This is a genomic window from Candidatus Hydrogenedentota bacterium, assembly GCA_016791475.1.
In the GTDB taxonomy this organism is placed as follows: Bacteria; Hydrogenedentota; Hydrogenedentia; order Hydrogenedentales; family JAEUWI01; genus JAEUWI01.
Map to the genome: position 1 here is coordinate 1 of JAEUWI010000278.1, position 647 is coordinate 647.

At 63.7% G+C, this 647-nt stretch carries 1 pseudogene; it reads right to left on the reverse strand.

The features are described from left to right. Nucleotides 1-424: 424 nt before the first annotated feature. Nucleotides 425-647 (reverse strand): annotated as a pseudogene (locus JNK74_29190) (hypothetical protein).

Here is a 647-nt window from a genome sequence, read left to right on the forward strand (position 1 = left end):
GCCCGACTCGCTCGAGATTCCTGGGGGCCTCATTACCTCCATCGAAGCGCCATAGTCGTCTCGGGACGGTGCCCGGAGTTCGCCGGAGACCCGCTGGCAGCCCGTTGCAGAAGTCGCGCGAAGGCGAGAACGCGGGTTTTCGGCCGAAATCAAGGCGCGAGACCGCGGGAAGCACGTGTGCTCTCAGAGCTTCGCAACGCAGAGATTGGTCAAAAAGACCATTCGCGGCCCCCATCCTCGTTTTGGAAACGGGCTGCTAGAATCGGGTCTCCAAGTCGGATTCCGGCGGCCCCGCATCCTCACTCGAAAAGATCAGCATCAGGGCTTCTTCGACCGTGCGGTTCGGGTAGAATTCCATGACCGGCTGGAGGATTCTCATTGCCGCCTCGAATTCCTGCAATGCCCGTTCCAGGGATCGGCATTCATCCTCGCGTTCGCGTCCGAAGAGATCGGTGGCCTCGCCGCGCCTGACCAGCTCGTGCTTGAGCGCCTGGATGCCCGCACGCGCCTCGTCGACCGCCGGCAGCGTGCCGCCCGTAATGCCCTTGGGCTCGACCAGCAAGCCTTCGTCGTAGCGCTGCAGCAGGAGGAAGGTCTGCGTGTAGCGCGCAATGACGTCGACGAGGCCGCGACCCTGGTCGGTGCTC